Below are 24777 nucleotides of genomic sequence, written 5' to 3'. Positions count from 1 at the left end.
TTTTAATTTAATTTGTAAGGCACAATAAGTACAAATTCCGGAATGTTTACGGTAAATAAACTACCATCTACTAAACGTTCCATGGTGTAATTGCCCCGCATTTTACCAATACCGGTTTTTAAATTGCAACCCGATACATATTCGTGTGAGTCGCCGGGTTCCAGCACGGGTTGCTGGCCCACCACACCTTCACCTTCCACTTCCCGGATTACCGCATTAGAATCGTAAATATACCAATGCCGTCTTAATAACTTTACGGTAAACTCACTGTTATTCTCAATAATAATTTTGTAAGCAAAAACAAAATGCTGTTGCGTGGGACTGGAATAATCGGGTAAGTAATTGGTGGTTACCGTTATTTTTACGCCTTCAGTGGTGGTGGTATCCATAATGCAAGCTTTTTTGTTAAACAATAACACCTAATTTTAGGCAATAGTTTTGGTAATACAAGGAAATAGGGTAAAAATACTGCTTTAAATAAAATATAAAAATATTAATCTATGAACGTAAAGATAGAGAAAAGTTGGCAGAACGAGTTACAACCGGAATTTGACAAAGATTATTTTAAAAATTTAATCGCTTTTGTAAAGTCAGAATACGCTACGCATACGGTATATCCGCCCGGAAGTCAAATCTTTAATGCTTTTGATAAATGTCCTTTAGATCAAGTAAAAGTAGTAATAATTGGCCAGGATCCGTATCATGGACCGGGTCAGGCGCATGGATTAGCCTTTTCGGTAAACGAGGGAGTTGCCATTCCGCCTTCTCTACGTAATATTTTTAAAGAAATCCACGATGATTTAGGTAAACCCATTCCTAAAAACGGCAACCTGGAACGTTGGTCTAAGCAAGGTGTTTTGTTATTAAACGCTACCTTAACCGTTCGAGCAGGCACCCCCGGCTCGCACCAGAAAAAAGGTTGGGAAGAATTTACCGATGCCGTGATTGAAATTGTATCGGAAAAAAAAGACCATTTGGTTTTTATGCTTTGGGGCGCTTACGCCCAGAAAAAAGGAGCTATTATCGAGCAAAAAAATAAACACCTAATCTTAAATGCAGCGCATCCATCTCCTTTTGCTGCTGATAAAGGTTTTTTTGGCTGTCGCCATTTTAGCAAAGCCAATGCGTATTTAAAAGAGCATAACCTACCCGAAATAGATTGGTAAAAGTTCTTTTAACCAGTTTTGTCTTTACTATTATCAGGTATACAAGTAGCAATTATCCAAGAAATACCAATTTTAAAATTCATGGACATCCTTGCTTCTATTTTAACGCCTTAAATGGAGCTATAGATATTAGCCAGTTTTCATCTAGCCGGAAGTTGAAAACTTCCGCTTATTATTACCCACCAGCTACAAGCTGGCGGGAGACGGAGAATAGAATTGGTACCATTGTATTCCAACTAGTGAACGTTGGGTTTTTTAAATTTTTATTAAAAAGAAAGGGCTGAAATCTTCAGCCCTTTCTTTTTGTGATACGTTTATTTTTAAAATATTTATTTAATAACGTTAAAAATTCGGTTCCAGCGAATTTTTCCTCCCACGCCGCCATTCGGATTAGCTGACATCCAGATGAGCACCGCTTTACCCACGATATGATCTTCCGGCACAAAACCCCAAAAGCGGGAATCAGCGGAGTTATGGCGGTTATCGCCCATCATAAAGTAATAGTTTTGTTTAAAGGTGTAAGATTTAATTTCTTCACCATCGACAAAAATCTGGTCACCTCTTACTTCTACCTTATTGTTGCCTTCATACTTCCGGATTACGGTTTCGTATAATGGTACCGTCATAGAATCTAATTGAATGGTCTGGCCTTGTTTTGGTATTTGCAAGGGGCCATAATTATCTTTATTCCATTTAAAACGCGACGGCATATTGGGGTAAACGGTGGCATCGGCTACTCCCGCAGGATCTTTTAAAAGCTGAACTTCTTTAATAAAATCCTCGCCGCGCAACTTTTGCGCCGTTGCTTCGGAGGTATGAATAATGTATCCTCCCTGAACCAAGCTAACATCGGTAATATCATTTGCTTCAAAAACAACCTGTTCGTTAATTGGCCCTTTCGGAATTAAATAATAGCTGTACTGTACTTTTTCCGGATCGTGCTGAAGTTTATCGTTCACGTATACTTTCATGTCGCGCACTTCTACTTTATCGCCAGCAATACCAATACAGCGTTTAATGTAATTCGTTCTTAAATCGGCTGGATATTGATCTTCCGGAGGATAATTAAATACGACAACATCGCCGTTTTTAACACTTGAAAAGCCAGGTAAACGGTGGGATTTTAACTGAAAAGCGTCGGAGTAAGACGGGATATTGGTGCCCCAGATAGTTTGGTGCGTAAGCGGTACCTGCAAAGGCGTACGCGGCGTACGCGGCCCATAATGCAGTTTACTCACAAACAGATAATCGCCTACTAACAAAGATTTCTCCATAGAAGGAGTGGGAATGGTGTAAGCCTCAAAGGTTGCCCAACGGATTAAAGTAGCTGCCACTACCGCAAATAGTATGGCATCGCCCCACTCTCGGAAAAAGCTTTTAGGAGGTTTCGGCTTTTTCTCAGTTTTAGTTAACATCTTAATATTCATAATCTACTTTAACCTGTAACTTACAAATTTAGCATATCTTTCATACCAAATACGCCTTTTTTATTTTGCAACCACTCCGCCGCCATTACAGCGCCTTCCGCAAAACCGGTGCGGCTTTGGGCATCGTGCATGAGCTCTATCGTATCATTGTCTGATTCGTAGCGCACCACGTGGGTACCTACTACATTTCCAATTCGTTCCGAGATAATACTTATCTTTTCGTCTGCTTGCTCGGGGGCTAATAACCAGCCTTCTTTTGCGGGGTAATTGGCTACAATACCATCTACCACTGTAATAGCAGTACCGCTGGGTTTATCTACTTTTTGCGTATGATGAATTTCCTTAACGGCTACTTTAAACTGCGGGTAAGCTTGCATTTTACTTGCGATATACTCGTTAAAATGAAAAAATAAATTAACGCCCACGCTGTAATTAGAAGCATAGAAAAAAGCGCCATTATTTGCTTCACAAATGGCTTTAGCTTCTGCAAAGTGCTCTAACCAGCCCGTAGATCCGCAAACCACCGGAATATTATTTTGTAAACAATAAGCTACATTTTTAAAAGCCGACTCCGGATGCGTAAACTCGATGGCCGCATCTACATTAGCTCCCGAGTAAGAGCTTAGAGTATCGTGGTTGGTAACATCTATTACTCCGGCAATTTCGTGGCCGCGCTGCTTCGCAATTTGTTCAATGGTGCGGCCCATTTTACCGTAGCCGATTAAAAGTATTCGCATCAGTTTTTAATATTAAATCTTAAAGCAATTCCGGGGGCATACTGAAAACCAGGCCCCGGTATGATAGTGGGTTCAATTCTATAGGAAAGTTCGTCGCTGATATCAAAGCCTTTTAAATGTGCGTCTACGTACGCTTCACTCACATTAAGGCCCAATAATAATAGCGCAAATATAATGTTGTAATCGCGGTACCGCCGGTAATTTTCTACTCCGCGGGATAAATACTGTATGTGCCTGGCTTCATCTACAACTCCTTTTTCATTTGCAAATCTACTAGCAAAGACATCAACAGTTTTTGGATCTCCATCCTTAGCAATATTTAAAGAAGATCTAAATAGTAAATAGTTTTTATGCCATTTGTTAAAGAAATAACCAATGGTAATACCGCCCGCATAAATGATAGGTATTTTCCAATAGCTTTTGTTATAGAACTGACCGGCTCCCGGAATGATAGTGGAGTACAAGGCAGCGCGCGAAGGTTTATCCCAGGATTTTAAAGTTCCGAAAAGTCCGCCGGTAAGCGAATCAGGGAGAACGGCGGTAGTTGTTACAATGGTGGTGTCGTTACTGGTAGTAATTACTTGCCCCCAAGAAGCAGTAATTTTAAAAAAACAAAGCACAATACAAATTACCAGTACGCGAACTCTTACCATCATTAATAATTTAAAATTTCGAGTATCCGGTTTAAATCGTCTACGGATATAAACGGAATTTTAATTTCGCCTTTACCAGCGGCATTGGATTTTACCTGAATTTTAGTACCGAAATGCGTAGACAAACGGGATTCCACTCGTTTAATTTCGCCGGCTTGCGGATGTTCAGATACTTCCGGTTTAGTTGGCTCCGGTTTAGTATCATTTTCTTTCCCGATTTGGCGAACCAATTCTTCTACTTTACGCACCGACAAGTCTTCGGCTACAATGCGCTTGTAAACTTCCAGCTGCTTGTCGATATCGGCAATGTTAATTAAAGCCCGGGCGTGGCCCATGCCAATCTTATTATCGCGTAAACCAATCTGAATATCGGGCGGTAATTTTAATAAACGCAAGTAATTGGTTACAGTGGTTCTTTTTTTACCTACCCGGTCGCCAAGTTCTTCTTGTTTTAAATTACACTCACTCAGTAAACGTTGGTAGGAGAGGGCTATTTCAATGGCATTCAGGTTTTCGCGCTGAATATTTTCAATTAAAGCCATTTCCAGCATTTGCTGGTCGTTGGCTTGCCGGATATAAGCCGGAATACTTTCTAAACCAGCTAATTTAGAAGCCTGTAAACGCCGCTCTCCGGAAATTAACTGGTAATTATCATCCGAAAGTTTGCGGACCGTTATGGGTTGAATAATGCCTTGAATCTTTATGGATTCGGCTAATTCTTCTAAAGCTTCCGCATCAAAATGGGTACGTGGCTGAAATGGGTTAGTTTGAACAGTATGAACAGGAATTTCGGCAATGGCGTTTACAGCAGCAACCGGAGCACTTACTGGATCTACTTTTTTCTCGTAACTTCCGGCAATCAGGGCATTTAATCCCCGGCCTAAACCTCCTTTTTTCTTAAATTGATTTTTATTGTCAGACATTTAAATGCTTCTGATTTGAAACTACTTTCCGGGCAATGTTCAGGATAAATACCTAAAACAGTAAGCCGGAAATTATCGTGCTTGAACCACGGTGTTTTTTTCTACAATTTCACGGGCTAGGTTCAAATAACTGATCGCCCCTTTGCTATCAGCATCGTGCATGATGGCGGGCAATCCAAAGCTAGGCGATTCGCTCAACTTTACGTTGCGCGGTATGATGGTATCAAATACCATTTGCTGAAAATGTAGTTTTACTTCTTCAACTACCTGGTTAGACAAACGTAAGCGAACATCATACATCGTAAGCAAAATGCCTTCAATCTCCAACTCCTGGTTTAAACGCGACTGAATAATTTTAATTGTGTTTAACAATTTACCAAGTCCTTCCAGGGCAAAATACTCGCATTGTACCGGAATGATTACTGAATTAGCCGCTGTAAGCGAATTAACCGTAATTAAACCCAGAGAAGGCGAACAATCGATAATGATAAAGTCGTATTTGTCTTTAACCGGGGCTAAAGCTTCCTTCATTTTCTCTTCCCGGTTCGGTAAATTAATCATCTCTACTTCCGCGCCTACCAAATCTATATGCGATGGAATCAGATCCAGAAAGTCGATGGAAGAAGAAATTATAATATCAGCGGCATTAATACCGTCCACCATGCATTCGTAAATGCTGGTAGATATGTCTTTCGGGTCGTAACCAATGCCCGAGGTAGCATTCGCCTGCGGGTCAGCATCAACCAGTAAGGTTTTATACTCCAAAGCTGCCAGGCTTGCCGCCAGGTTAATAGCTGAAGTTGTTTTACCTACCCCGCCTTTTTGATTGGCAACTGCAATAATTTTTCCCATGGTAATGCGTTGTTCCTGAGCTTATAAGGTTATAGTTTCGCCAATAGCCAATAACAATAATTCCTTGTTGGCTTCTTGCACTGTTTGTTTGGCTTTGTCTTTATCTAACTGAATATTCGGGAATGTATCAAAGTGCATCCCAATAATTTTCTGGGTATTTACCCACTCGGCAGCTACAATGGCATCTTCTACGTCCATGGTTAAACTATCGCCAATGGGCAAGAAGGCGGCATCTACTTTCTTAAACCGGTCTGCAATTAACTTCATATCGTAAGTTAAAGCCGTATCGCCGGCAAAGTAAAATACCTTATCCGTGGTTTGGATTACATAGCCGGCCGGGTTACCACCGTACGTACCATCGGGTAAAACACTGGAGTGTACCGCCGTAACCATTTTTACAGAACCAAATGGCAGTTGAGTTTTGCCGCCAATATTCAGGTGAATTAATTTTTCTACCCCTTTTTGTTTAAACCACTCCGCAATATCGTAGATAGCGATTAAGGTAGCATTGTCTTTTTTTAAAAAATATTCCGCATCCGCCATATGGTCCATGTGGCCGTGCGATAAAAGAACGTAATCGCAGGTAATTGATTCTTTATCAATCTTTTTAGCTAATTCGTTGTAGGTAATAAACGGATCGGTAATAACTTTGGTGCCGTTAATTTCTAATAAAAAACAAGAATGGCCGAGGTACGTTACGTTCATAAAAAATAGTAAACAGGATTAATTTTATTTACTCCAATACTGCCGCAAAGATAAACTATTTTAGGGAGAAATTTTATTCTGAATGAGCCGACGCCTATTATTTTTCTATTGCCTTACGCTACTATTATTTGGTTGCCGAAAACAACACAACCAGCCAACAGCAGATAAAGTATTTCGGTATAATCAACCGGAATCCTTAACTTCTTTGGACCCGGCTTATGCCCGTAACCAGGGAAATATATGGGCGGTAACGCAGTTGTACAATGGCTTAGTAGAACTGGACCAGCAATTAAAACCCGCGCCCGCCATAGCCCGCTCCTGGGAAATTTCCCCGGATGGTAAAAAATATGTGTTTCATCTACGTACCGACGTTTATTTTCACGATCATCCTGTATTTCTGCAAGGAAAGGGCCGCCAGGTTACCGCTGCCGATTTTGTGTATTCTTTTAAACGCATTCTGGAACCTAAAACTGCCAGCACCGGCAGTTGGATTTTTAAAGGTAAAGTGTTAGAAGATATTAAAGTCCAAGTTTCAGATACTTGCTTTAAAGCATTAAACGATAGCACTTTATTGGTTTACTTAAAAGATCCTTTTATTCCGTTTTTAGGCATTTTAAGTATGCCTTATGCTTATGTGGTACCCCGGGAAGGAGTAGAAAAATACGGGAAAGATTTTAGAAGTAATCCCATTGGTACCGGGCCATTTCGGTTTAAGCTATGGGACGAAGAAAATGCCATTATTCTGCACAAAAATAAACGATACTGGAAAAAAGACCAACAAGGTAATTCTTTGCCTTACCTGGATGCCGTGCAGATTACGTTTATAAACGACCGTAAATTAGAATTTTTAACTTTTCTGCAAGGTAAGATTGACTTTTTGTCGGGGGTGAAAGGCAGTTCCAAAGATTTAATTTTTAATCCGGATGGTACCGTGCAATCCGATTTTGCTGGTAAGTTCCGGGTGCAGAAAATGCCTTATTTAGATACCGAATACATCGGTTTTCAGTTAGACCCTAAAAACCTGACAGATTACAATAAAGCACTCCAAGATAAACGCGTGCGGCAAGCACTGAATTATGCTTTAAATAAAAAAGGCTTAGTGGCTTATTACCGTAATAACTTGGGTATACCGGGTCATTCCGGAATCGTGCCGCCGCCTTTGCCGTCGTTTAATAATAAGGTGGTAAAAGGCTATTCTTATCAGCCGGAGAAAGCGCGTAAATTATTGCAAGATGCCGGTTATGATGCACAAGATCCTTTAAGGTTGCGTTTAAACACCGTTGCGGAGCATAAAGAAATAGCCGAGTTTATGCAGAAAAACTGGGCCGAAGTAGGCGTACAAGTAGATATTAATATCAGCCAGTTTCCGGCTCACCAAGAAGCGGTAGATAACGGTCGGTCCGCTTTTTTCATGAAGTCCTGGTTCGGCGATTATCCGGATGCGGAAAACTTTTTGGCCTTATTTTATAGCCCCAACTTTTCACCCGCAGGGCCTAATAAAACACATTTTAAAAATTCAACTTTCGACCGCTTATACGAACAAGCCCGACTGGAACAAGATGAGCAAAAGCGCTATGCTTTGTACCAGGCCATGGATAAAATAGTAGTGGAAGAATCACCGGTGATCATATTGTTTTACGACGAGGTAATCCGCTTAACCCAAAATAACATTACCGGTTTGCAAGCCGATGCTATGAACAACTTGAAATTGGAAACGGTAAATAAATCGTAGATTTCCGCGGATTAATCGGATTTCACAGATTTTAATGTACAGATTCTGCACAGATAATAATGTACAAATTTAGATATGCTCAGATTATTAGTCAAAGCTGTTTATCGATACATCGTCTTGACCCAGCTAAATTTTAAAATTTAAAAAATCAGGATTTTATAGCAATGATTACATAGGCATTAACAACGGGAATGCCTTTAAAACAAAGAAGCCCTACTTTCAAAAGTAGGGCTTCTCAAATAATATAGAATCAGTGTAATCCGAACAATCCGCAAAAATCCGCGATTTATTTTTTACTACCTTTTTTTTGTTGGGCTTCGCGTTCGGCAGCAGCTTTCATGGCTTCCTGCAAGCGCTTCTGGAACCCGCCGGGTTGTTTATTTTTATTTTTTTCTTTGTTGGCGATTAACTTTTCGCGGATCTTATCTTCGTTCACAAAGCGCTTAATTAACTCTTGCTGCCCAAAAGTAATAATGTTGGACACGAAGTAGTAAAAACTTAAACCGGCTGGTAAGGAGTTCACCACAAACAAAAATATTAAAGGCATTAAGTAAGAGTAAAACTTCATCGGCCCCTGAATACTGGTGTTAACCTGGTTATTAGACCAGGTATACAAAATGGTAGAAGCTGTCATGAGTAAAGTAAACATACTTACGTGATTGCCATAAAACGGAATGGTAAACGGCAAACGGGCAAATACATCGTAGGTAGATAAATCGTGCGCCCACAAAAACGGTTCTTGCCGCAACTCAATAGAGTTCGGGAAGAAGTTAAACAAAGCAAATAAAACCGGAATAGAAAGCAGTACCGGAATACAGCCACTCATGGGGTTTACACCTACTTCGCTGTAAAGCTTCATGGTTTCGGACTGGGTTTTCTGCATATCGCCCTCGTGCTTTTCTTTAATGGCATCAATCTCGGGTTTTAAAACCCGCATTTTAGCCATCGAGAGGTACGATTTATAGGTAAGCGGTAACAGTAAAGTTTTGATAAACAATACCAGTAAAACAATGATGATACCGTAGCTGGAAATAAACCGCTCCAGGAAGTGGAAAACCGGTATAATTAAAAATTTGTTAACGTAGGCAAAAATACCCCAACCTAACTCCAGGTTCCGTTCAAAGTCATAAGGTAATTTCTTTAAAACGGTGTAATCGTTTGGCCCGAAGAAAAACGTAAACTCACCTCCGTTGCCCAGCACATCTTTGGCCGGTATAGCTAAGGTTGTGGCAAAGGTTTTCACCTCGGTGGTGTCGGCTTCGTTAAAGCTAACTTTTAAATCTCCGCTGGCAAAGCTGTTTTTGGCAATAATGGCGGCAGAGAAAAAGTTTTGCTTATTAGAAACCCATTTTACCGGCGCATCTAATTTTTTAGTTTCTGATTCGTTGGCTTTACCTACCATATAATCAAAATCTTCCTCGGCCGTCATAAAGTTTAAACGCGAATGATCCCGATTTTGCTTTAAGTCAAATTCAGTTTTCTTTAACCGGTCGTTCCAATTAAATGTCAATAGTTTATCACCGATAACTTGATTTAAACCTTTAAAGTTGATTTTGTAATCCAGGGTAAACCCATCCGGCGACAACGAATACGTTTGATCAATAGCCTGACCCGGTGCTGGTTCAGCGCGGAAGGTTAAAACCTGCGCCCCATTCTGATTGGCAACGGGTAGCGCTCTAAAGTATAAATCAGATAACCGTACTACTTGGCCCGTATTAGTTTGAAAGCTGATATCGGCGTAGCTACTTACTTTATCGAATAAGATTAAAGGCTTTTTATCCCAGGTCTTGTAGTTCTTTAATAAAACTTCTTCTACTTTACCCCCTTTGCTGTTTAAAGTAATGCGTAAGTTCTGATTTTCCAGAACTGATTCCTGCGCAGTTCCTTGCGCTACTGACCCAAATTCGCCTAAAGTTTTGGCTCGGACAGAATCAGGTATGGTGACTTGTGGATTAACGCTTGAACTAGTAATACTGGTAATAGTTTGCTTTTCCTGAACCGGTTTTGGTGGTTCTTTAGGGGCAAAAAATGTCATGTATACGATCAGCAGGACCGAAATGATAACTAAGCCTACTGCTTGATTTTTCTCCATAAAGTGTTGATACTAACCTTTTAAATAATCGTTTTTAGTTTTGGTGTGTTGAATGGCTGCTTTTATAAATTTTACAAAAAGCGGATGGGGATTTAAAACCGTACTTTTGAGTTCGGGGTGATATTGCGCAGCGACAAACCAGGGATGATTTTGAAGTTCAATTACTTCAACCAAATTAGTGTCGGGGTTAATGCCCGTGGCCAACATGCCTTTTTCTTCGAATGCTTGCAAATACTGGTTGTTAAACTCGTAACGGTGCCGGTGCCGCTCACTTATCTTGGTTTTACCGTAGATGTGTTGCGCCCGGCTGCCTTTTTTTAACTCACAAATATAGGAACCCAATCGCATAGTACCACCTTTCTGGGTCACATCTTTCTGGCCTTCCATTAAATCAATAATTGGATTTGTGGTATCGGGGTTCATTTCGGTAGAGGCGGCATCGGCTAAACCTAACACGTTGCGGGCAAATTCAACGGCGGCGCATTGCATACCCAGGCAAATACCTAAAAACGGTATATTTCTTTCGCGTACAAATTTTATGGCCTCCAGTTTACCTTCAAAACCCCTACTACCAAAGCCAGGAGCTACTAAAACGCCATCAGTCTTGCCCAGCAAAGACTCAATATTATCGCGGGTTACGTATTCCGATTGAATGGTTTTTATGCGCACCTTACATTCGTTGGCCGCTCCCCCGTGAATAAATGCCTCGATAATGGATTTGTAAGCATCCGGTAACTCCACGTATTTACCCACCAAAGCAATATTTACCTCTTCGGTTGGGTTTTTTAACCGGCCTAAAAATTCCTTCCAGGAGTCTAGGTTTACTTCGTGTTTGCCCGTTAATTTCAATTTTTTGATAACCCGTTCGTCCAGCTTTTCTTTTTTCATTAAAAGCGGCACGTCGTAAATCGTTTCGGCATCTAAAGACTCGATCACGGAATTAACTTTTACGTTACAGAACAAGGCAATTTTTTTGCGCATTTCCATCGGAATAGGGTGCTCCGAACGGCAAACTAAAATATCGGGCTGCACGCCGGCTTCCGAAAGCGCTTTAACTGAGTGCTGGGTAGGCTTGGTTTTTAATTCACCGGCCGCTTTTAAGTAAGGCAGCAAGGTTAAATGAATTACTAGGGAATTATTATGCGGCAACTCCCAACGTAATTGCCGAACGGCTTCAATAAAAGGCAACGACTCAATATCGCCTACGCAACCGCCAATCTCGGTAATAACAATATCATACTCGCCGGTTTGGCCCAGTAACAATAAACGGCGCTTAATTTCATCAGTAATGTGAGGTACAACCTGCACGGTTTTTCCTAAGTAAGCGCCTTGGCGCTCCTGGGTAATTACGTGGTGGTAAATTTTACCAGTTGTTACGTTATTGGCCTGCGAAGTAGGAATATTTAAAAAACGTTCGTAGTGGCCTAAATCCAGGTCAGTTTCGGCCCCATCATCGGTTACAAAACACTCACCATGCTCGTACGGGTTTAAAGTACCGGGGTCGATGTTAATGTAAGGATCAAACTTTTGAATGGTGACGGAGAATCCTCTGGCTTGTAATAGTTTGGCAAGTGAGGCAGAAATGATGCCTTTACCGAGGGAAGAAGTAACCCCACCGGTAACAAAAATATATTTAGAATCCATAAGTATTTTAAGGCTTATGGGATACAAAGATACGCAGAATTTCTGACTTAACAGTTACTAGGGCGCGGTGATTTCCTAAATTTTAAAAATTAAGTAATTCAGCTTACCGCAAGTTTTTTGTTTGGGTTATTATAGCTTTACTTTATATGTTGTTTAATACATTGCTGATATTCATTAGTTTACTTTATTTTAATTTGATGGTTTTTATCTGCCACCTTTATCGTCGTTGTTTATTTTTTTGGTTTGTTTACCACCGCTAGTGTTCATTTGCCCGAAGCGCCACTCAAAAGTAAGCCGCACGGAGCGGTTTACGTACACGGAGCTATAATCACTGATAAAGGTACTGGACTCTTGTTTACCGGTTTGCCGGATTGCCCGCTTAAAGGGATTATTCAGGCCTAAGGTTAAGCTGGCTTTTTTATCCCAAAATTCCCGCTTACCGGCCAGGCCATACCAGTAATAGCCGCTGTTAGTGCCTTGTAGGCTAACCCACCCGGAGCCAAAATTGCCGTTTGCCTGAATAGAATATTCTTTTGGTAATTTGTAGGTGCTGTTAAAATTTAAATTCCAGATGAAACCATTATTCCGCTGGTTTAAAGCGGTACTACGCAAATCAACAAAGCGAAAATCGCCACCCCCATTTAAGTTCCAGTTTTTATTTGGTTGGCCCGACAGGTTTATGTTTAATCCATAAGATTGGCGCGTGGCAATATTCTGGGGTTTGCTGAGCGATACACCATTGGCATTTACCGTAGTCAGGTATTCAATGGCATTGTCCGTGAACCGCCAATAAAGGGCAGTGTTAAGCGATAAACCTTTTTTAGTGTTTAAGTTATAACCTATTTCCGGAGCATGATTAATTTCGGGTTGCAGGTAGGGGTTGCCCGTGTTTACGTTCAATGTATCGCTGGCATTTAACCACGGGTTTAAGTACCAGATTAAAGGACGTTGAAGCCGTTGGGTATAACTAAATTTAAAAGTTTGGGTTTTTACACTCTTAGATACAGTAAAACTCGGAATTATATTAGTGTACTGATTTTTAATCTTAGTTTGATTAGTAACAAAGTCGCCTTTGATGTTGGTGTGTTCCAGCCGGGCTCCCAGGTTTGCACTCCATTTTCGTTTAGTATCCAGCCGCAACGAAGTATAACCCGAGGTAACCTGTTGCTGGTAATTAAAATCATTAGACAAACTGGGGTTTAAAATTAGCTCACCAGCCTCATCTAAAGCTTCCTCTACGCGGTACTCGCTCCCAATATCCCGCCGGATGCCTTTTGCCCCGATTTCCCATTTAATATTTGCCGTATCGCGTTTACTTTTTAAAGTAAAAGGATGGGTGTAATCAATTTGCACGGTGTATTCTTTGTTGCGGCTATAATTGGAGCTGTGCTGCCGGTAGGTAAGCTGCTCGGTCATGGAGTAGCTATCGGTATTGTAAAAGTAATTATCCGGCATGCGGCTGAACTGAGTTAAAAAAGCAAACTCTTGTTCGGGTTTTTTAAAATTTTTGGTGTAGCCTAAGTCCAGTTGGCCATTACCATACGGGTTCCGGAAGCGGCGGTCGTTGCGAAAAGCTTGTAGTTCCTGACCGGCCGGGTTGGTTAAGCGATTAAATAAGATGCTGTTGTTGGGGAAATTGCCGCCCCACACATTAGCCGAAAAATTAATCCGGCTTAATGAATCCGGGTCGTAATCAAAACTCATTTCGCCGTAACCGCCCGTTCCCGTATTATCGGCTTGGCCCGATTGCTTTAAAATATTAACGGGAGTGTTGTTTAGCAGGGTAGTGCGGGTAGATTGGTTTTCCCATTGGTTGCGGTATTGGTAACCATTGGCCGAAAGAGTTAAGCCTATTTTCTTTTTCTTTAAATTTAAATTTGTGCCTACTGAGCGGTTGTAATTTCCTAGAGTAATATTGGTAGACCCGTTAAAACCTTGCAAACCTTTTTTGGTAATAATGTTAATGACGCCGGCCGATCCTTCGGCATCGTATTTAGCACCGGGGCTGGTAATTACTTCCACAGATTTAATTACGTTAGCCGGCATTTGGCGTAAAGCATCAGCCAGGTTGCGCGCCATCATGGCTGAAGGTTTCCCGTTTACCAAAACTCTTAAATTGCTGTTACCACGCATTTGCACGTTGCCATCCAGGTCTACGGTTAAGGTGGGAACTTTGCGCAGCACATCCGCAGCGGTGCCACCGGCATTCGAAATATCTTTTTCGGCATTATACACCAGGCGGTCGCCTTTATCTTCAACCAAGGCTTTTTGCCCCGTAACGGTTACGCCGCTCAATATTTTCGTGTCCGGCGTAAGCAATAAGTTATTTAGCTGTATTTCCGGTTTTTCAACACTTACGGTTATCGCTATTTTTTTTGACTTATATCCGACAAAGGAGAGAACTAGTTGATATCTACCCAAGGAAATATTGGTAAGGGCAAAATGCCCGGAAGCTTCGGTGGTGGTGCCGGTGATAAGTTTAGCCTCTTGTTGCAGGGCGGCCGTAGCATAAGCAATGGGTTTAGCCGTAACCGAATCCAGGAGCGTGCCAGAGATTTTACCGGTCTGAGCCACCTGGGCATGTAAAAAGCTAAGACTGCCAAAAACCAGAGCAAGGGTAAAGAGGATTTTCATAGAAAGTATTTAAAAAATTAAAATTTTAAATTCTATTCCGGTTACCACTAATATTCGAACCTTAAAATCTCTTGGGAATAGGTAATGCGTTGTAATTAAGCTATTAACTTAACCTGGGGCAGCTTCTAATTTTAAAAAGTCAGAACAAGGTTTATTCTCATTTTTTAGCTAGTATATTAATTAGGGTAATTTTGGGCAACAAACGCGCTGTTGATGAATCAGGATCAGCAAAATCCCGGCTTTTTGGTTAAACCTGCGGATTAATAATGTAACGATGCAGAACCCTTGGTTTTTACATAAATAAGAAGCCGAAAAAATTAAAAATTTATTTTTATGAAGCTTTTCACCTAAGATTTAAATCAAGTCAGTTGTTTTAGATTTAACTAATGCAGCAGTATAAATTATTTAGAAACGGGTGGTTCATTGTTAAATAGGTTCTTTTCTTAATTCAAACTCACCTTATTTAGGTATTAGCTTTAAAGACAAAACCGGCACTTAGCTGAAGTTCTTTTGCTAAGTGCCGGTTTTAAAATTTTGTTAGCCACAAGTTATTTTATAGGGCAAGAATTTTAATTTTTTAAATTTTCTAAATTTAAAGAACCTAAAAGGTATTTCATCCGATTTGTTAAAATTCAATGCGATAATTAAGTACTGGAATCAAGCCTGTTTGCGTACTTATTTTAAGCGATTGGGTATCCTCGTCGTAGTATTGGTTGTACATGTTCAAGCGGTTAGTGACATTTTGGATATCCAGCGACAAAATGTAAGAAGCTTTAGGGCGGTTTTTCCGGTAGCTTACCCGCAAATCGGTTCGGAAATAATCAGGTACCTGGGCTTCAAAAGCTTTATCTTCGTAATACACGGCTTTGTTTTGCAACCGCGATTGTTCCAGGTTAAGAGGAGTGTACCGGTTGCCGCCAGCCCACAATACCCGGAAGTTTAAGCCAATTAAGTTTGCCTTGTCTTTGCCCACTTTAAATTCTTTACCGCCCAAGGAATTTAAAATATGCTGCCCGTTAAACCGGGTGTTTCTTTCTATGCCGTCGGCGGCGATATATTTAGAATTATACAGAGAACTGGTAATTAAAAAATAATAGTTGTTCGTAAAGAATTTTTCTAAACTCAGTTCTAATCCGTAATTTCTACCGCTTCCTTTACTCACTAGGCTATCGGCCATCAGGCCGGAGTAGGAGTTTAAGGCGGCTAAAGTACTGGTGGGATCCGGGCTGATAGCCAGATTAAATAGTTTTTGATAATAGGTTTCTACTTTAAACCGCAAATTTTCGCGCAGCAATTGATCATACGATAACACATAATGGCGGGCCCGGCTTAGTTTTAGGTCTTTGTTGGCTTGCGAATACTGTCCGTTACCTAAAGCTTGTTGCGCAAAATAAACTGCCATCGATTCGTTGCGGCTGTGCGTGCCGTAGGCCGCCCCCAAAGATTGGGTCGGCGAAAAATTCCAGCGTATTCCTAAACGGGGCTCCAGGGCGCTATTCCCGTTTAAGTCTAATCGCATGTAATGCAAGCCCGTGTTTAAGGTTACATTTTCTAAGAGCCGGTACTTCCACTGCCCGTAAGCTTGCAGTAATCCGGTGCCGCCGGCATTATCCACGAAGGTATCGATGCGGTCGTTATAATCTTCGTTACGGCCCCGGCTAAATAAATTAAAGTTTAAGTTGCTGTAAATAAATCCTACTCGTAAGGTGTGTTGGTTATTTATTTTCTGGTTGTATAATACCGAGGCGCGGGCAGCATAATTTTTAAAACTTTCCTGGTAAAACGTGTTGGGTTTGTAATCGGTACCAATAGAATCGTAGCGGTACCGGGTAAAATTGCCCGAAAGTGACAACACGGATTCCAGATAAGCTTTGGAATTTAAAAAATAGACGTGGGATAAACCGGCAGCGCCCATGCCGGATTTAAAAATTTCGTCTACCTGGTCGGCTTTTTCCTTCCATTCCGAAGCGTCGCGGGTAGCTTCTTGTACCTGACTGCTGTAACCTCCAATTCCCCAAAAATTAAAAATTCCGGCTTTTTTGGTGGGCAAATGCACTTTAAAAGAAAAATCCTGAAATTCGGGAATGGCATCGCCAGCCACATTTATGTTGATCTTATCCAGTAAAGCTAAAGTAGAATACCGGTAATTTGCTAAATATGAGCCTTTATAGTTTTTCTTAATTGGGCCTTCCGTAGCAAAGTCCACGCCCAGAACGCCCGCCTGAAAAGCATGTTCTCGTTTTTCATTATTACCTTGCCGCAGTTTCATATCAAAAATCCCCGATAAGGCATTGCCGTACTCCGCCGGAAAAGCGCCGGTAAAAAAATCGGAATTATCAATCATGTTTACGCTCAAAATACTGATTCCTCCGCCCGAAGCGCCTTCTTCGCCAAAGTGGTTGGGGTTGGGCACCTCAATACCTTCTAAGCGCCACAAAATGCCTTTCGGTGAGTTACCCCGAACTACAATTTGGTTGCCTCCGTCGTCAGTAGAGGCTACGCCGGCGTATGACAAAGCAGCCCGGGCTGGATCGTTCACGCTGGCGGCATACCGTTTGGTTTCTTCCACCGAAATAGAACGGGCACTCAGGGTAGCCATGTCGTTCAGGGGTTTTCCTTTTTCGGGTTGGGCCGTAATTACTACTTCGTCCATTTGCCGGACAGATTCGGTTAAGCCAACAGTCAGAATAATTTCTTTGCCCGAGCCAAGCAGCAACTCCGGTATTACTTGTTCTTCGTAACCGATGTAATTTATTTTTAAGGTATGCCGACCCAACGGTACTTTTTCTAATTTAAAATTTCCGTCGGCGTCGGTGATTGTTCCTTTTACCGGATTTAAAGAAGAAATATGCACCGCTGCCCCCACCAAAGGCCCTTGCGATTCCCGGTCGATAACCCGGCCCCGGATGGTTTGGGTTAAACTCTGACCTAATACCGGTAATTGAAAAGCCATTATAAAAAGGAGTAGAAGAGTTACCGCTAGTTTTTTAACTGGGCTGGTTGTTTTTACCGGTTTTATTGTTTTTTCCCATTGGCGGGTATATTCGGCCTGGGCTTTTTCCCAACCTTGCTGGTAATTAGCCGCCGATAAGATTTGATTCAGGTTTAAATACGTTTTCATAGATTGATTTTTTAGGCAATAAGGAGCTGGTAACTGCGTAAATCAGTTTTAAAATTTAGGCTGGTAAAAAGAGAAAGGTAGCAGGAAACCTACCCGGGAGAGATGGTTACTTTTTTTTAAATTTTAACTATTTTGAAACTACTTGAAGCCAAGGCTAAACTGGTAATTTTTCAGGACAAACTTTCCGCTGTTCTATTTTGGAGCTTTCCACAATTACCTTTAATCCGGTTTGCGGCGGATAGCAGCGGGGCAACTTCTGGAATTTTAAAAAATTTAAAAACGGATGCCCACGTTAAAACCAATACCAATTTTAACATTGGTGCCATCCATGCCGGTTTTGTTGTAAAAGGTGTTTTCAGGAAGGGTAGAGCCTACTTCCGATTCGCCGGGTTGCTGGTACTGCGACACCATTACGTTTAAAGTTGGTCCGGCGAACAAAGCTAAATTACGACCTAATTGCACAGTGCCCAGTAACCGAAACTTGTTCAGCAGGTTTAATTCGTAATCTTCGAATAAACCATCTGGGAAATTTTCGTAGCTGTCTTCGATTACATAGTAAGATATTAAGTCGGTGTTTACATGGAAGCGCTTGTAAATAGTCCACTCCGAGCCAAAGCCAGCCCCGTAGCCCCAGCGTTTTTGATCGTCGAGCTCGGCTCCTAAAGCAATCAGCGTATAGAACTTTGGTACTCCTAGCTTAAAGGTAAAGTTAACGTTAAAGTCTTCGGCAGCGTAAAATTCCACGTGGCGGTAGCCATTGTGCTTTACCAGAGTAAATACCCCAATCGGTACGCCATCTACGCTGTCGGCAATATTAATAAAGCCTAATTGCGTGCCTTTTACATATTTTGCTTTGTTCATAAAGCCAGCCATTTGTACCCCGTGTACATTTTTGGCCACGTTTAGAAAACCGGCACCTTGTGCTCCCACTATGTTTTTAGTTACGTTTAAAAAACCGGCAAACTGGGCGCCCTTGCTGTTGCCATTAGCTATGTTTAAGAAACCGGCAAATTGTCCTCCTTGCAAACTATACCGATCCGCTACACTATCTTTCAGTGGGGTAAGTTTATTACGGTTACCAATGGCGTTAAAAAAGCCCGCAAATTGCGCCCCCTGCACGTATTTTTTATCTACGTTACCCAACCCGGCAAATTCCACTCCTTGTGATCCGGCCGCGGTTCCGGCTATGGCGTGGAAAGAAAATTGGTTTACAAATTCATTGGCTCGGGCGCCGTTGGAACTGAAAGGATAAATAAAGCCCACATGATAAGGTCTGATTTCCAGAGAATCTTCGTCGAAGGCGCGGGGTAGCTTAACCGTTAACTTAAGGGGCTTTGAATCTGAAGGAACCATGTTCGTGCTATCGCTGCCGGGTAATTCCGCAGTTGGCGCTGGGGCACCTGTTTGATTTATGGTGTTGGTAGCTTCTGGTTCCGGTTTTTTTTCGGTGGTTTTTTGGGGCGTAGCTGGTTTTGGCTCTACTCTGGTATTGTTTTGGGGCTTGGGGGAAGCTGATGGAGCACCAGGGGGCAAATTATTAAAAGTAGCTGTTTTGGGCAGATTTTTAGGCAAACCTTTTTTAATGATTACCTGACCGTTTTTCTCTAAGTAACCCACATCCGTTTTGGCCAGCAGCATATCCAGTACATCCGCTAAGGGTTTGGCATCGATTGCAGCAGAAATGCGGTTTTTAGCCGGCAAATCGTTGTTGAGGTACGAAAAAGGGATAGCGTATTTTTGTTGTATTTTTTGTAAAACCTGCGGCAACGTAGCGTTGTTTACCTGCAGCGTAATTTTAGTTTTAAGATGTTGCGCCTTGGCCGCTTGCCCAAAAAAAAGAAGGCATAGAAATGCTATTATGAAAAATCGAGGTGATTTCATTCTGGTAATTTTTTAAAAATTTAAATTTTATTTACATCCCGGACCATCCAAATAATAGGAGGTCCCTTTTTGCGTAATGGTTAAATTGCCCGTTACCGCCAGAATATCCAGCACTTCTTTCAGGTCCGGATTCTGGAAAGAAGTAGTAAACCGGCAGTAACGCAACGATTCGTTTTGAATGGTAATCGATACATTAAAATAATTTTCCAGGTCGGTAACCAGTTGGTCTAATTGGGTATTGTTAAAGGTTAAGCTTTTGGTTTTCCAGCTCTCGAAGTTTGTATTTTGAATAACTTGCTTGTGGGCAGTTACTCCTTTTTCTGCAATAAACCCTTCCTGACCCGGTACTAAAAATATCGCATCGTCGGTGGCGGTGCGGGCAAAAGCCACTTTGCCTTCTACCACTTGTACTTTAACCGGTTCCTGGGAGTAAGCCCGTAAGTTAAAAGCCGTACCAATTACTTCGGTTTTAGTGCCTTCCGCAAAAATGGTAAAACGTTTTCCTTCGGCTTTGGCCACGTTAAAAAAAGCTTCGCCGGATAAGCGTACCGTCCGGTTTTCTTTCTGAAAATTGGTTGGGTACGAAAAAGTACTATTTTGATTTAAAGCCACCGTGCTGCCATCGGCCAGCCGGATGGTTTTGGTTTGATGCGCGGCGGTTCTAATCTCGGTCCACTCGGGCGAAGCAGGTTTAATTAAGAAATAAGCCAAGGCCACCAATACTACCGAAATAGTTGCCGCAACGGCCCACCGGAAAATAAAATTTTCTTTTTTAGAAGCCGTTACCGGGGGTAGCTGCCGGGTTTGTACCCGTAACTGCAGGCGTTGCCAACCACGCTCTACATCTGGTTCGTAATCCGGAGTAGGTAAAGCGGTGTTATTCCAAATTTGTTGCGCTTGGCGTTTTGCTTCGTTAAATTCGGGTGATTGCGGGGGCATCCCGATTTTATCTTTTTCCGAAGCATTGCCACTCACTTTTTTGGCTACTTTTTCCCAGAATGTAGATTGGTTGTCATCCATTTATGCATTTACCCATTAAAATAAGGTTTACCTTAAAGGTAAATTTTATTTTAATCTTATAGAAAAGAATTTAATCGACCTGCACCACGCTGCCGCTGCCGGAAATTTTGGTACTTACCGCCGGATTGCCTTTGTAGCGAACCCGGCCCGAACCGCTTAATTTCGCCTCTATTTTATCGGTAACGCTTACGTCGCATTTACCGGAGCCACTTATTTCAATATCGGCGGTTTTGGTGCTAAGGCCAAAGGTTTGAATGTTGCCGGAACCCGAAATATCGATTTCCTGGTGTTGGGCGTCGCCGTTTAACTCCATATTCACTGAGCCCGAAATATCGCTTTCGATGGTGTGCGCATTTTTCACGTTTAAGTAAATGGTGCTGTTGCCCGAAGCCCTTATATCTAAATCATCGACCTGAAACTCGTTTAAACCGCGCACGGAGTTTGCACCCGAAACCGATATGCCGGTTAACTCGGGCGTGGTAAGGTAAATTTTTACCGGGCGGTTTAACCGCACTCTTTTCCGGTCGAATTCAATATACAGTTTGTTGTTTCTTACGTGGGTGCTCACTTCGGTTAGCACGTTAGCCTGACCTTCGAGTAAAATATCTTCGGCCGGGCCTTGTTTTAAGTAAATTTCAAATTCGCCCCCGGCATCTACGGCGCTGAAATTACCTACCGGGCGGGTGCGCGATACCACATCCCCGTGGCCGCGTAACACTTCGTCGTCGCAGGAAGAAAATATAAAAAGAGAAGCTAGTAATAAGAAGGCGGTGTTTCGTTTTTTAATTAAATAAGTTTTCATGTTTTAAAGGTTTTGGATTGTTTAGATTAGATTGTTTAAATGAAGGGGTGCCTTTTGTCTTCTTCTATAAAACAACTTCATCGATCTTTACCCTACCTTGATTTGAAAAAAAATTAAAAAAAATCTGAAATTAAAAGTAAAACCAAGCCCACGAGGTACTCTTTCAGGTTTTCGCGGAGCCGTTGCAAGGCTATTCCCATGTGTTTTTCCACGGATTTAATCGAAATATCCAGTCGGTCGGCAATTTCTTTATAGCTCAGTTCTTCAAACCGGCTCATCGAAAAAACTAATTTGGTTTTGGGCGGAAGGGCATCAATGGCCTGTAAAATCTGGTTTTCGGTTTCGAGCAAACTGATCTGTTTCTCGGCAGTGTCAGTGTCGGGTAAAACTGCATCCAGCATGTCTATCTCGGTTCTGGATTTTTGTTTTTTTAAAAAATTTAAGGCGGCGTTGTAACAAGAGCGGTATAAATACGCTTGTATGGCCTGGTCCATTTGTAAGGTGCCGCGTATTTCCCAAACTTTTAAAAAAACTTCCTGCACAATATCTTCGGCAAAGCTGGCATCGCGCAAAGTGCGGTACAAACTTTTACAAAGGGGAGCATAAAATTGGCGGAACAGCGCTTCTACTTTCTCTTCCGGCGACAGAGAGGCATACAGGGATAACGTTGGGCTGCCGGAGTTTTCCGCGATCATACACCAGAATAATTGCTCCTGCAAAAGTATTTATTTCTGATATAATGTTGCTTAACTATAGCAATTTAGTTGTAAAAAATAGGTTAATTTTTATAGTAATTGCTACATAGGCTTCGCCGGAGATCCAGGTTTTTATAAATTTATATAAAAAGCAAACAGGGATTTTGTTTCTGCCCCGGATCGGAACAATACAAAATCCCTGTTTATAAAATTAAATAGCGACGTAAATACCCGCTTTATTGTCTTACAATTTTTAAAGTTTGCTTCATGGTGGCGTTTTTAACATGTAAGTAATACACGCCCGCCGCCGGCATTTGCCGCGAAAAATCGAGTGAAAGGGGAGAAGCAGCTTCGGTGGCATCAAAAGTTCCTTCGGCTAATTTGGCTCCTGTTGACGAAAGTAATATGTATTGTGCCTGGCCGGTAAAAGTGGATGGTAATAAAAGAGCTACATTTCCATTTTTACTTGGATTAGGGTAAGCCACTACGGCATTTGATTCGGAAGTAATAAGCGCTGAGGCTATTTGTTTAGTTACCATGGCACTGGCCGTATTAACTACTTTAAAATTTAAAACTACCGGTTCTCCGGCAGTACCTTTTCCGGCCGCGGCAGAGTAAGGCGTTACCTTTAACGAATACGTGCCTACTTCCATTGCCTGGCCAAGGATATCGCCATCTTTATCGCCGAACAGTACCAGAGGGCTGGTGGTTTCTACCCGTTTGTGGTTAATTTGGCCACTTAGTTCAAAAACCACGCTTTGGGTACTTGCTTTATTTACAATAGCTTCAAAAGTTAGGTTTTTAGCCGGAAGTTTGGCTAAATCTAAAGTTGCTCCGTTTTGTAACGCGGAAATCACTTTATCGGCATCAGCGTTTATTACATTTATTTTAGCAATTTGCGGCGGAATAAGAGCAAATTGGGCATTTACTGTTTTATTGCCATTCATGGTAATGGTGGCGGTGGCATTGCTGCCGGATACATTGCCCGTCCACTCCACAAACTGATAACCCGCATCCGGTATGGCTTTTAATTGCACGATGGTTCCTTCGGCGTAAGTAGTTTTATCCGGCGTTTTAGTAACGGTTCCTTTACCCGATATATTTATTTGCAGCGCGTATTGTTTCGCCGGATTAACCTTCACTGTAACCGTCCGCTCGGCATACAGAATGGGAGAGCCGTTATCGGTTACTCTAACTAAAAATCTATAAGTTCCGGTTTTTTTGGGAGTCCAGCTAAAACTTCCGGTTTTACTGTTTATTAAGGCGCCGGAAGGCGCTTTAACTAAGGAAAAATTTAAAATTTGGCTCGTATTTGAATCAGAAGCGGCTACTGTAAATTGTAGTGTTTTACCTACCGTAATATTTTTGTTGCTGATAGCTTTAATCTGGGGCGCTTTATTAATATCCTTCCGGCGAATCAAAGCTTCCAAGTAATAATAATCCGCGTAAATTAAAGGCGCATCAATTTCGGTTTTTCCGGGTTTATTGCCGGTGCTGTGTAGTAAAATAAACCCATAATTTTTACCTACCGGTGAAATGTATTTGGAAGCCAGGTTGGTCATAATCTTATCAGCAGCTGTCCAAAGCGAATCTTTGCGGTTACTGTATTGGCTTAACTCATACAAAGCCGAAGCTATTACGGCCGCCGCAGAAGCATCGCGCGGCTCTTGAGGTATCAAGGGGGCGTTAAAGTCCCAATAAGGAATGCCATCTGCGGGTAAATTCGGATGATTTAAAATGTAAGTGGCAATTTTTTCGGCATGATCCAGGTATTTTTTATTTTTTGTTTCGCGATAACACATCGTATAGCCATATAAGCCCCAGGCCTGGCCCCGCGCCCAGGCCGAAGAATTGCTATAACCCTGCGCCGTGGTTTTCTTTAATACGGCGCCGGTTACTGAATCGTAATCTACTACGTGCCACGAACTGTAATCGGCCCGGAAATGATTTTTTAAAGTGGTATTGGCGTGAGATACCGCGATTTTATAAAAAGTAGAATCGCCAGATAAACGGGTAGCCGCGAAAAGCAATTCTAAATTAATCATGTTATCAATAATTACCGGATTATGCCAGCGGTTAGTGCTGTGGTCCCAAGAGCGAATGCAGCCCGTGTTCGGATTAAACCGGGTAGCCAGCGATTTAGCGGCTTGCACAATGGCCTGCCGGTAAGCGCTGTTATGGGTTAGACGGTAGGCTGGGCCAAAGCTGTTATATACTTTAAAACCTACATCGTGGGTTCCGGTGTCGTATTGCTCATTAATTAGCTTAATGGTAAAAGCCTGGGCCTGGCTTAACCAGTATGGGTCTTGGGTATGTTCGTACAAAAACCACAAATTGCCCGGAAAAAAACCACTGGTCCAATCCCGCGGAGCTACCAATCTTAATTTACCCGATTCGGTAATGGTGCGAGGCAGTTCCTGCACTTGTTGCGTACTGCTGATAATGTTGTCAATCTCCTGCAGCATAACTTCGGTTTGCTTTTCGGCATGCGTAAAAGCCTTATTAACATCCAGCTTTGCTTGCCCGAAAACCGCGGAGGAACAAAATAAAATAAGAAAGAGGAGCGTAAATTTATAATTCATACAATGGGTAGAAAGAATTGGATATAGATAAAAACTTGAATGCGGATAATTTTAGAACTAAATCTGTTTCGTTTGGCTGTTTCAGGCATCAACATTAAACCAGAACAACAG

18 protein-coding genes are annotated in these 24777 nt (G+C 41.8%); 2 read left to right on the top strand and 16 right to left on the bottom strand.

The annotated features are described in order from the left end of the window. Positions 1–2: 2 nt before the first annotated feature. The gene (gene apaG / locus HUW51_RS21515) at positions 3–389 is read right to left on the bottom strand and encodes a Co2+/Mg2+ efflux protein ApaG (protein WP_185271660.1); all 387 of its coding nucleotides are present in this window, start codon (positions 387–389) and stop codon (positions 3–5) included. 111 nt (positions 390–500) lie between these two features. Between apaG and ung the strand changes: the two genes are divergently transcribed. Next, complete coding sequence (ung, locus tag HUW51_RS21510; RefSeq protein WP_185271659.1) at positions 501–1166, top strand: uracil-DNA glycosylase; 666 nt, start codon at positions 501–503, stop codon at positions 1164–1166. 329 nt (positions 1167–1495) lie between these two features. Here the strand turns inward: ung and lepB are convergent, their stop codons facing one another. The 6 genes from lepB to HUW51_RS21480 form a co-directional block, all read right to left on the bottom strand. After that, positions 1496–2581 (bottom strand): signal peptidase I, encoded by a 1086-nt coding sequence (gene lepB / locus HUW51_RS21505; RefSeq protein WP_228466809.1) that lies wholly within the window; start codon positions 2579–2581, stop codon positions 1496–1498. A gap of 32 nt (positions 2582–2613) precedes the next feature. Continuing rightward, entirely contained in the window at positions 2614–3330 is a 717-nt protein-coding gene (gene dapB, locus HUW51_RS21500) for a 4-hydroxy-tetrahydrodipicolinate reductase (RefSeq protein ID WP_185271657.1), read from the bottom strand. Further along, entirely contained in the window at positions 3330–3986 is a 657-nt protein-coding gene (locus HUW51_RS21495; RefSeq protein WP_185271656.1) for a DUF5683 domain-containing protein, read from the bottom strand. Before HUW51_RS21495 ends, dapB begins: the two co-directional genes overlap by 1 nt. Beyond that, the gene (locus HUW51_RS21490) at positions 3986–4906 is read right to left on the bottom strand and encodes a ParB/RepB/Spo0J family partition protein (protein ID WP_185271655.1); all 921 of its coding nucleotides are present in this window, start codon (positions 4904–4906) and stop codon (positions 3986–3988) included. Before HUW51_RS21490 ends, HUW51_RS21495 begins: the two co-directional genes overlap by 1 nt. A 72-nt stretch (positions 4907–4978) precedes the next feature. Next, on the bottom strand, positions 4979–5758 hold the full coding sequence (locus HUW51_RS21485; RefSeq protein ID WP_185271654.1) for a ParA family protein: 780 nt from the start codon (positions 5756–5758) through the stop codon (positions 4979–4981). Positions 5759–5779: 21 nt separating this feature from the next. Further along, entirely contained in the window at positions 5780–6463 is a 684-nt protein-coding gene (locus HUW51_RS21480) for a metal-dependent hydrolase (RefSeq protein WP_185271653.1), read from the bottom strand. An 82-nt stretch (positions 6464–6545) separates the two neighbouring features. Between HUW51_RS21480 and HUW51_RS21475 the strand changes: the two genes are divergently transcribed. Then, positions 6546–8195 carry an ABC transporter substrate-binding protein gene (locus HUW51_RS21475; protein ID WP_185271652.1) on the top strand — a complete coding sequence of 550 codons (1650 nt, stop codon included), beginning with the start codon at positions 6546–6548 and terminating at the stop codon, positions 8193–8195. Between the two features lie 286 nt (positions 8196–8481). Here HUW51_RS21475 and yidC read toward each other — a convergent pair whose 3' ends face one another. The 9 genes from yidC to HUW51_RS24890 form a co-directional block, all read right to left on the bottom strand. Further along, positions 8482–10287: a membrane protein insertase YidC gene (gene yidC, locus HUW51_RS21470; RefSeq protein ID WP_185271651.1), complete on the bottom strand. Its 1806-nt coding sequence runs from the start codon at positions 10285–10287 to the stop codon at positions 8482–8484. Between the two features lie 12 nt (positions 10288–10299). Then, positions 10300–11931 carry a CTP synthase gene (locus HUW51_RS21465; RefSeq protein ID WP_185271650.1) on the bottom strand — a complete coding sequence of 544 codons (1632 nt, stop codon included), beginning with the start codon at positions 11929–11931 and terminating at the stop codon, positions 10300–10302. Positions 11932–12135: 204 nt separating this feature from the next. Beyond that, a complete protein-coding gene (locus tag HUW51_RS21460) occupies positions 12136–14565 on the bottom strand; it encodes a TonB-dependent receptor domain-containing protein (RefSeq protein ID WP_185271649.1) in 2430 nt (809 codons plus the stop codon). Between the two features lie 625 nt (positions 14566–15190). Continuing rightward, positions 15191–17686, bottom strand: a complete 2496-nt coding sequence (locus HUW51_RS21455; RefSeq protein ID WP_228466807.1) for a TonB-dependent receptor — start codon at positions 17684–17686, stop codon at positions 15191–15193. Positions 17687–17959: 273 nt separating this feature from the next. Then, positions 17960–19567, bottom strand: a complete 1608-nt coding sequence (locus HUW51_RS21450; protein ID WP_185271648.1) for a DUF4974 domain-containing protein — start codon at positions 19565–19567, stop codon at positions 17960–17962. A gap of 27 nt (positions 19568–19594) precedes the next feature. After that, positions 19595–20587: a FecR family protein gene (locus HUW51_RS21445; RefSeq protein ID WP_185271647.1), complete on the bottom strand. Its 993-nt coding sequence runs from the start codon at positions 20585–20587 to the stop codon at positions 19595–19597. A gap of 70 nt (positions 20588–20657) precedes the next feature. Further along, complete coding sequence (locus HUW51_RS21440; RefSeq protein WP_185271646.1) at positions 20658–21389, bottom strand: head GIN domain-containing protein; 732 nt, start codon at positions 21387–21389, stop codon at positions 20658–20660. 113 nt (positions 21390–21502) lie between these two features. Next, positions 21503–22084 (bottom strand): RNA polymerase sigma-70 factor, encoded by a 582-nt coding sequence (locus HUW51_RS21435; RefSeq protein WP_185271645.1) that lies wholly within the window; start codon positions 22082–22084, stop codon positions 21503–21505. Positions 22085–22320: 236 nt separating this feature from the next. Further along, complete coding sequence (locus tag HUW51_RS24890; RefSeq protein ID WP_185271644.1) at positions 22321–24666, bottom strand: InlB B-repeat-containing protein; 2346 nt, start codon at positions 24664–24666, stop codon at positions 22321–22323. Between the last annotated feature and the right edge of the window lie 111 nt (positions 24667–24777).

The sequence above is a fragment of the Adhaeribacter swui genome, from assembly GCF_014217805.1.
In the GTDB taxonomy this organism is placed as follows: Bacteria; Bacteroidota; Bacteroidia; order Cytophagales; family Hymenobacteraceae; genus Adhaeribacter; species Adhaeribacter swui.
This window is presented reverse-complemented; position numbering and strand designations above follow the sequence as displayed.